Origin of the sequence: Erythrobacter sp. CCH5-A1 (assembly GCF_001557115.1) — a bacterium.
Lineage (GTDB): Bacteria > Pseudomonadota > Alphaproteobacteria > Sphingomonadales > Sphingomonadaceae > Erythrobacter.
The window spans coordinates 62,696-69,683 of the sequence record NZ_LSKQ01000056.1; the positions used below are offsets into that span (position 1 = coordinate 62,696).

A 6,988-nucleotide genomic window follows, 5' to 3' on the forward strand; every position below is an offset into this window, starting at 1 on the left:
CGTCAGGCGAGGTCCGGCGGCGTGCCCTCGGCCTTCAGCATTGCGATAGCGTCTGCCAGCGGCATCACCTTCTGGTGCTCGGCGCCCAGGGTGCGGACCGCGACGGTGCCTTCCTCGGCCTCGCGCTTGCCGACGACCAGCAGGTGCGGGACTTTCGCGAGGCTGTGTTCACGCACCTTGTAGTTGATCTTCTCGTTGCGGGTGTCGGTCTCCACGCGGATGCCGGCCGCGCGCAGCTGGGCGGCAACGTCATCGGCATAGGGGTCCGCGTCCGACACGATGGTCGCCACCACCGCCTGCACCGGGGCGAGCCACGCAGGGAGCTTGCCCGCGAAGTGCTCGATGAGGATGCCGATGAAGCGCTCGTAGGAGCCGAAGATCGCGCGGTGGAGCATCACCGGACGGTGCTTCTCGCCATCCTCGCCGATATAATGCGCGTCGAGCCGCTCGGGCAGCACGCGGTCGGATTGGATCGTGCCGACCTGCCAGGTGCGCCCGATCGCGTCGGTGAGGTGCCATTCGAGCTTGGGGGCGTAGAATGCGCCCTCGCCGGGGAGTTCCTCCCATGCAAGGCCGTTGGCGGTCAGCGCATCGCGCAGTTCCTGCTCGGCCTTGTCCCAATCCGCCTCGCTGCCGAAGCGCTTTTCGGGGCGCAAGGCGAGCTTGATGTCATAGGTGAAGCCGAAGTCGCGATACACGCTGTCAGCCAGCGCGATGAAGGCCTGCACTTCGCTAACCACCTGCGATTCCATGCAGAAGATATGCGCATCGTCCTGCGTGAACTGGCGCACGCGCATCAGGCCGTGGAGCGCGCCGTGGGGCTCGTTGCGGTGGCAGCAGCCCATTTCGCCGAGGCGGATGGGGAGGTCGCGGTAGGAGGTGATGCCCTGCTTGAAGACCATCACGTGCGCCGGGCAGTTCATCGGCTTGATCGCCATCCACGCGGCATCGTCCGCCACCTTGGGGGATGCGACGCCGCTTTCCTCGTCCACGTCAGGCACGATATCGGGGACGGCGAACATGTTCTGCGCGTATTTCCCCCAGTGGCCCGACTGGGTCCACTGGCGCACGTCCATGAGCTGCGGGGTCTTGATCTCGCGATAGCCCGCGCCGTCCATCTTGCGGCGCATATAGGATTCCAGCTCGCGCCAGATGCGGTAGCCCTTGGGGTGCCAGAAGACCGAGCCGTGGGCTTCTTCCTGCAAGTGGAACAGATCCATCTCGCGACCCAGCTTGCGGTGATCGCGCTTGGCGGCCTCTTCCAGCCGGGTGAGGTGGGCCTGCAACTGCTTCTTGTTGAGCCAGCCGGTGCCATAAATGCGGGTCAATTGCGCATTGTTCTGGTCGCCGCGCCAGTATGCGCCCGCGACGCGCATGAGCTTGAAGGCGTCGGGATCGAGCTTGCCGGTGGAGGGCAGGTGCGGCCCGCGGCACATGTCGAGCCAGTCCTTGCCGCTCCAATAGACGGTGAGTTCCTCGCCCTCGGGCAGTTCCTTGGCCCATTCCGCCTTGAAGGTCTCGCCCTCGGACGACCACTTGGCGATGAGCTGCTCGCGGCTCCACACCTCGCGGCGCAGCGGCTTGTCGGCGCGGATGATCCGGCGCATTTCCTCCTCGATCGCCGGGAGGTCGTCCATGCCGAAGGGCTCGCGGCTGTCGGGGGCCTTGACGTCGTAATAGAAGCCGTCGTCGGTCGCCGGGCCGAAGGTGATCTGCGTGCCGGGGAAGAGCGACTGCACCGCCTCGGCGAGGACGTGGGCGTAATCGTGGCGCGCGAGTTCGAGCGCATCGGCCTCGTCGCGCGCGGTGACGAGCGCGAGGTTCGCATCGCCATCGAAGGGCCGGGTCAGATCGCGCAACTCGCCGTCGACACGCGCGGCGATCGCCGCCTTGGCGAGGCCCGGGCCGATCGCCGCGGCAATGTCCGCCGGGGTCGAGCCCGCGGGCACTTCGCGCACCGAGCCATCGGGCAGGCTGATCTTGAGCAGTTCGGTCATCGTCGCACATCCGTCTCGTTTGGGCGCGCCTTAGGGCAAAGGCGGGCGCGCCGGAAGAGCGGTGTTGAGCGTGTAACCGGATCGGGGAGAACACCGCGCCGCCCCGAACCGGGCGGCGGGCTGCCGGGCCTAACCCGCGCGCCGCCGCCCCCGGATGGTAGTCCGGGTGGTGGTGGTCACGGTGGTGGCGAGCAGCTTGGCCATGCTGGGGCATATAGGCGGTCAGGGGTTAAAAGTCACCTGTCGGGGCAATGGAAAGTCTCCTTGACACGGAGCCTGACCCAAATGTAAAGCGACCTTGCCATTGTGCAAAAGGAGCTTTCCATGACGCGCATCCAGGAGGCGCTCTGCCTCGCCGCAGCACTCATTGCCCTCGCCGTGCTCGCGGTGTTCGATATCATCCCCGCGCAGATCGCCCAGTTCGCGCCGCTGGCGATGGTGCCGTGGATCATCCGCCGCGACCGCACCTGCGTCGCCCGCAAGGCCTGAGCCATGGCCAAGCGGATATCCCCCGCGATGCGGCGCTACATCAAGCGCCTTTCGCTTTGCATGGCGATCTACGTGGTGCTGATCTTCACTGTGGGCTGGGTGTTCCGCCACGCCCCGCCTTCGGGTGCGCTCGCCGTCGCAGTCGCGGTGCTGCCCGCGCTGCCGATCCTCGCCACCTTCTGGACGATCTTCCGCCTGCTGGAAGAGGAGACCGACGAATACATCCGCTACATGCTGGTGCGCCAGTCGCTGTTCGCCACCGCCTTCTGCCTCAGCGTCATGACCGTGTGGGAGTTCCTCCAGAATTATGACGTGGTGCCCCCCGGCAATGGCGGGTTCGGGGCGGCGTTCTTCTGGTTCGTCGGCCTCGGCATCGGCGGGCTCGCCAATGCCTGGACCGCCCGCAAGGACTGCGCCGGCGACGTAGACGATCTCGAGGAGGCGGCGGAATGAACAACCGCCTGCGGGTGCTGCGCGCCGAGCACGGCTGGAGCCAGCAGGACCTCGCCGACCGCCTCGGCGTCTCGCGCCAGAGCGTCAACGCCATCGAGAAGGGCCGCTACGACCCCTCGCTCCCGCTCGCCTTCAGCATTGCCGACGTGTTCGGCCTGCCGATCGAAGCCATTTTCCTGAGAGAAGGAACCCCTGAATGAAACGCCCCCTGCTCGCCGCGCTTGCCGCCCTGCTGCTGCCCGCTGCCGTCCATGCCGAAGACGCGCCTTGCCCGCCCTTCGAGGTCGTCGGCACCGGCCCCGATCTGGTGCTGGTCCCGGGCCTCGGCTCCTCGCCGGAGACGTGGAGTCTGGTGAAGCAGAGCCTCGCCAGGGACTACCGCCTGCACCTCGTCCATGTCGCCGGGTTCGCCGGACGGCCGGCGCAGGGCGATCCGGCGCGGGTGCTCGAGAACACCGAGGCCGAGATCATCCGTCACCTCGATTGCCAGAAGGTCGAACGCGCCGCCTATGCCGGCCATTCGCTGGGCGGGTTCCTCGGGCTGATGCTGGGCGCGGATCACCCCGAGCGGATCAGCCGCGTGGTGGTGGTCGATTCGCTGCCCTTCTTCCCGCTGATCTACAATCCGGGCGCGACCGTCGCGGGAACCCGCCGGATCGCCGAGGATACCCGCGTCGGCCTCCTCGCGCTGGACCGCGACAGCTTTGCCGAGAGCCAGCGGCGCGGGGTGATGTCGCTGGTGCAGAAGCCCGCCGACCAGACGAGGGTCGCCGACTGGAGCATCGCCAGCGACCGCGCGAGCTTCGCCAATGCGATCCACGCGCTGATGACCACCGACATGCGCCCGCGCCTCGGCGGGGTGAAGGTGCCGGTGCGGGTGATCGCCGCAGCCAACCCCTATGCGCCGCGCACGCGGGTCGAGCCGCTGTTCGCCGCCGCCTATGCCGGGACGCCCGATTTCCAGCTGACCATCGTCGAGGACAGCTTCCATTTCATCATGTTCGACCAGCCCGAGGCGTTCGATCAGGCGCTGCGGGCGGGGCTGACGGCAGACGCCGCTCCCCCGGCCGCCCAACAGCCCTAGTTCTTGCCCCAGCCGCCGTCGGCGTGGGTGTCTTCGAAGTCGGTCGGGCGCTGGGGCTTGGCCGACATCGTGGGTCGGGCAGTCGAGGTCGGCTTTCCGTAGGAGCCGGGCGAGTCGAAATCGCGCGAATCGTAGCCACGCTCGAACTCGTCCATTTCCTTGCTGATATTGCCGTGCAGCGACTTCTGCATATTGGCGACCGCGCCGGGATTGGCGGCGATCATCGCCGCCATCTTGGCCTGCATCCGCCGCTTGTCGAAGGCGCGGCCTTCGAGGGTGGAATCGACCTTCTCCTCCATCGCGATGCGGGCGATGTCATTGACCAGCGGGTCTTCCTCGAGGCCCAGCATCTCGTCGCCCTCGGCGAACTTGAAGGTCACGTTGACCCGCGTGCCCGCGCTTTCGGGGGCAAGGTTGGCGCGCACTTCGCCGGTGCGCTCGCCATCGACCATCAGGTCCCAGCGCAAGAGGCTCGGCCCGCGGCTGCGCAGCGCGAGGCGGATCGAGGTGTCCCCGTTCTCCCCGCCGAGCTCCGAGCCGAAATTCATCCCAGCGAGCCGCGATTCGACGTCGACGGGGGCGATATTGTAATATTCGCCCCTGTCGAACGCGCCGCCCACATAGGCGCCGGTGCCCAGCACCCCTGCACCCGCCACCATCGCCAGAAACCGCATGCGAACCCCCAAAAATGATTGGACGGTCCCGGCAAATAGCGGAAACAGCTTAACAATCCGTCAGCGGCACCGCGGGCCGGGGCATGATTACACGGCGAGCTTGGCCGAACCCTTGTCGGTGGTGATCCGCTTGGTCCCGGCAAGCTGCGTCGAGCGCTGCTTGATCCCGGCCACGAAGCGATATTCGGTGGTGGCGCGCGCCGGGGTCAGCTCGACCATCATGTAGCCGCGCTGCGCGGTATCGGCCCACTTGAGCTGCTCGTTCTCGGCGACCAGCGCCGCGGCGAGCGTATCGGGCTTGACGAAGGTCAGGTAGCTTTCGAACCCGGGCGAGCTCACCGAATTGCCGCCGAATTCGACGCCCACGGGGGTGCCCTCATGCGCCAGATCGAAGGCCCAGGCATTGTGGGTGTCGCCCGCCAGCACGACGAGGTTGGCGTTCGCCTCGAGCGCGGCCTTGAACACGCGGGCGCGGGCGGCGGGATAGCCGTCCCACGCGTCCATGTTCGAGGGCAGCCCAGCCTGGCTCGCCGCTGCCGCCGCGGCGAGGCGCTGCTTGACGAAATCGGGGAGGCCGGCGCCGATCCCTTCGGCAAAGTCCTTTGGCGTGCGCAGGTTGCCCATCAGCACCTGCTGGAGCAGCACCTGCCACTGGGTGCCATCCTTGACCGACGCGGCGAGCGCCTTGCCCAGCCATGCCTCCTGCGCCTCGCCCAGCAGCTGGCGGTCGGCGGCGGCCCATTCGCCGTCCTTGAACTTGGTCAGCGCCGCCATCAGCGCCTGCGGGTCCTTGGCCCCGGCCATGATCTTTTCCAGATCGAGCTGCTCGTCGCGCCCCTCGAGGCGGGTGTCGATCCGGAACAGGGTGGCAAGCTGACCCACCTGATAGGTCGAATAGGCGGTGTCGGCCACCGGGAGCCATTCGCGATAGGCCTGCTTGGCCGCCGCCTTGCGCGCCGCCCAGGTGCCTTCGGTTTCGGGCTGGTGGTTCTCGGCGCCATCCTTCCACGAATCGTTCGCGCTCTCGTGGTCGTCCCACACCGCGATCATCGGCAGCACCTGGTGGAGGCGCTGGAGATCGGGGTCGGCGCGGTAAGTGGCGTAGCGCAGGCGGTAATCGGTCAGCGCGACGATCTCGGTCGCGGGCGCGAGGACCCGCTCGGGGACGCCCTTGCCCGCATCGGGATATTTGCCGCGCTCGTATTCGTAGATGTAGTCGCCGAGGTGGACCGCGAGGTCGACATCGTTCGCCTCGACCGCGTGGCCATAGGCGTTGAACCAGCCGAACCCGAAGTTCGAGCAGGAGAACACCGCCATCCGGAACTTGGCCGAGGGCCCCTCGGGAAGCGTGCGGGTGCGGCCCACGGGCGAGGCGGTGCCGTCGGGCGCGAGGAAGCGGTAGAAATACCAGCGGTCGGGCGAAAGGCCGGTGGCGACGCCCTTGGCGCACCAGTCGCGTGCCGGAGAGGCGGTGACATTGCCCTCGGCGACGGGCCTGGCGAAATTCTCGGTCTCGCTCACCTGCCACGTGAGCTTGGTTTCGGCATCCGCGACATAGCGGGTCCACAGCAGGACCGAGGTCGCCGCCGGCTCGCCGCTCGCGACGCAATGGGTGAAGCCGGTGCCGAAGCCGCTCGCGGCAGCCGGCGCGGCGGCCAGCGCGGCGCCCGCGCCTGCGAGGGTGAACAGCGAGCGCCGGGTGAGCGCGGTGGCAGCGGGTTGGGCCGCGGGTTCGGTCTTGATCATGGGCGGCTCGCTATCCCTCTCCGGTTGCGCTTGCGTGACAATCGCGCCCGCGCGGGGCATGGAGCGGCGCATGACTGCGCTTCTTCACCACACCCTCTATGACGGGCGCCGCGTCGCCTTCCGCTATACGCACGGGCAAGGCCCCTGTCTCGTCTTCCTGCCCGGCTACATGAGCGACATGAGCGGCAGCAAGGCGAGTGCGCTGTTCGCCGAAGCGCAGGAAAAGGGCCGCGCCTGCCTGCTGCTCGACTATTCGGGCTGCGGCGCGAGCGACGGGGACTTCGCGCAAGGCATGCTCTCGGCCTGGCGCGACGAGGTGCTGGCGCTGGTCGCGTCTTATGTGACCGGCCCGGTGCTGCTGGTCGGCTCGTCGATGGGCGGGTGGCTGATGCTGCTCGTCGCCGAGCACCTGAAGCACCGCCTCGCCGGGATGATCGGGATCGCGCCCGCCCCCGATTTCACCCGCTGGGGCTACACGGCGGAGCAACGCGCGGCGCTCGCGGCGGGCGAGACGATCTACGAGCCCAACCCCTACGGCCCCGAAC

The 6,988-nt window shown here is 68.0% G+C and carries 8 protein-coding genes; 5 read left to right on the plus strand and 3 right to left on the minus strand.

Annotation, left to right across the window (positions count from 1 at the left end; all coding sequences use genetic code 11):
- Positions 1-2: 2 nt before the first annotated feature.
- Positions 3-1,997 (minus strand): threonine--tRNA ligase, encoded by a 1,995-nt coding sequence (thrS, locus tag AX708_RS02905; RefSeq protein ID WP_066528819.1) that lies wholly within the window; start codon positions 1,995-1,997, stop codon positions 3-5.
- A gap of 324 nt (positions 1,998-2,321) precedes the next feature.
- On the opposite strand from thrS, the gene AX708_RS20215 reads away from it, so the two are divergent.
- Genes AX708_RS20215 through AX708_RS02920 form a run of 4 tightly spaced genes read left to right on the plus strand, consistent with a single transcriptional unit; the run spans position 2,322 to position 4,023 of the window.
- On the plus strand, positions 2,322-2,486 hold the full coding sequence (locus tag AX708_RS20215) for a hypothetical protein (RefSeq protein ID WP_156443365.1): 165 nt from the start codon (positions 2,322-2,324) through the stop codon (positions 2,484-2,486).
- A 3-nt stretch (positions 2,487-2,489) separates the two neighbouring features.
- Positions 2,490-2,939, plus strand: a complete 450-nt coding sequence (locus AX708_RS02910; RefSeq protein WP_067489481.1) for a hypothetical protein — start codon at positions 2,490-2,492, stop codon at positions 2,937-2,939.
- Positions 2,936-3,139 carry a helix-turn-helix transcriptional regulator gene (locus AX708_RS02915; protein ID WP_066528815.1) on the plus strand — a complete coding sequence of 68 codons (204 nt, stop codon included), beginning with the start codon at positions 2,936-2,938 and terminating at the stop codon, positions 3,137-3,139. The genes AX708_RS02910 and AX708_RS02915 overlap by 4 nt, the downstream gene beginning before the upstream one ends.
- On the plus strand, positions 3,136-4,023 hold the full coding sequence (locus AX708_RS02920) for an alpha/beta fold hydrolase (RefSeq protein ID WP_066528812.1): 888 nt from the start codon (positions 3,136-3,138) through the stop codon (positions 4,021-4,023). Before AX708_RS02915 ends, AX708_RS02920 begins: the two co-directional genes overlap by 4 nt.
- On the opposite strand, the gene AX708_RS02925 is transcribed toward AX708_RS02920, so the two are convergent.
- Both AX708_RS02925 and AX708_RS02930 read right to left on the minus strand, forming a co-directional pair.
- Positions 4,020-4,697, minus strand: a complete 678-nt coding sequence (locus AX708_RS02925) for a hypothetical protein (protein ID WP_156454519.1) — start codon at positions 4,695-4,697, stop codon at positions 4,020-4,022. The two genes, AX708_RS02920 and AX708_RS02925, sit on opposite strands and share 4 nt — an antisense overlap.
- Before the next feature lie 87 nt (positions 4,698-4,784).
- Positions 4,785-6,443 carry an alkaline phosphatase gene (locus tag AX708_RS02930; RefSeq protein ID WP_066528808.1) on the minus strand — a complete coding sequence of 553 codons (1,659 nt, stop codon included), beginning with the start codon at positions 6,441-6,443 and terminating at the stop codon, positions 4,785-4,787.
- Positions 6,444-6,513: 70 nt separating this feature from the next.
- On the opposite strand from AX708_RS02930, the gene AX708_RS02935 reads away from it, so the two are divergent.
- On the plus strand, positions 6,514-6,988 hold a 475-nt coding region (locus AX708_RS02935; RefSeq protein WP_233999597.1), incomplete at its 3' end, for an alpha/beta fold hydrolase.